Annotated in this window: 1 protein-coding gene; it reads left to right on the top strand. The window is 57.8% G+C overall.

Annotated features, from left to right (window positions below; genetic code table 11):
• Positions 1–24: 24 nt before the first annotated feature.
• Positions 25–1,482, top strand: a 1,458-nt coding sequence (locus MLD24_RS21450) for an IS1182 family transposase (protein ID WP_248169371.1), incomplete at its 3' end; no start/stop codon positions are given.

A 1,482-nucleotide genomic window follows, 5' to 3' on the forward strand; every position in this document is an offset into this window, starting at 1 on the left:
CAGCGACTTTCCAGAGGCTGCCCCATGCTCAAAGAGCCCTCCCCACAACAACACGAACTCGAGATGGTCTGTCTCGAGTCCCTGGTTCCTGAAACCCATCTGCTTCGCTCAATCGATCACGCCATTGATTTCGAGTTCATTCGTGAGCGTGTACGGCACCTGTATTGCGCGAACAACGGCCGCCCGGCCCTTGATCCGGTGGTGTTGTTCAAGATGCTGTTTCTGGGCTACCTGTTCGGTATCCGCAGTGAGCGGCAGCTGGTGCGGGAGATTCAGGTCAATGTGGCCTACCGCTGGTTCCTGCGTTTCAACCTGACCGACAAGGTGCCAGATGCCTCCACGCTGAGCCAGAACCGCCGTCGTCGCTTTCATGACAGCCACATCTATCAGGAGATCTTCGATGAGATCGTGCTTCAGGCCATGAGGTACGGCCTGGTTGGTGGCGAAGTGCTCTACACCGACAGCACCCACCTCAAGGCCAACGCCAACAAGAACAAGTACGACCTGGCACAGGCGGAAGTGAAGGTGGTGGATTACCTGGAGAGTCTGGAGCAGGCGATCGAGAGCGACCGCAAGGCTCATGGCAAGAAGCCGCTGAAAACGAAGCTGTCCGAGCAGCCGCCCAAAATGAAGGACACCAAGGTGAGTCGTACCGACTCGGACAGCGGTTACATGGTGCGGGAAGGGAAACCCAAAGGCTTCTTCTATCTGGACCACCGGACGGTGGATGGGCGTCATGCCATCATCACAGACAGTTACGCGACCCCGGCCAATCTCCATGACAGCCGGCCTTACCTCGATCGGTTGGACCGCCAGCGAGAACGCTTCGGTTTTGACGTCTGGGGTGTGGGGTTGGATGCGGGGTACTACACGGCGGGTCTCTGCAAGGGCCTGGAAGACCGGGGCATCTATGGCGTGATGGGCTACCGACGCCCCAACAAGCCCAAGGGCTATCTTCCCAAGCGCGCCTTCACCTATGACCCGGAAACCAATACCTATCGCTGCCCTGAGGGACAGTTACTGATCTATGCCACCACCAACCGGCAGGGCTACCGGGAGTATAAGTCCAACCCGGTTCACTGCAAAGACTGCCCGCTACTTGGTCAGTGCACGCGCAGCGCTAACCACGTCAAGGTGCTCACCCGCCATGTTTGGCAGGACTGCAAAGAACGAGTCGACCAAAACCGATTAACGCCTTGGGGCAAGGCGCTGTACAAACGACGGCAAGAGACGGTGGAGCGCTCGTTCGCGGATGCCAAGCAGTTGCATGGCCATCGCTATGCTCGATTGCGAGGGCTGTCAAAGGTCCGCGAGCAATGTCTGTTGGCTGCGACTGCCCAGAACATGAAGAAGATCGCGCAGCTCCTGGCGCGTATTTTGGGGCTGAAATCGCTTGCAGCACTGGTCTTACAGGCATCAATCCTGGCATGGACTCAAAAACGGGTTGATAGGAAGTATCGACGAGGAAGGCTGACTCAAGCG

The organism is Marinobacter xestospongiae (genome assembly GCF_023156385.1).
Taxonomy (GTDB): domain Bacteria; phylum Pseudomonadota; class Gammaproteobacteria; order Pseudomonadales; family Oleiphilaceae; genus Marinobacter; species Marinobacter xestospongiae.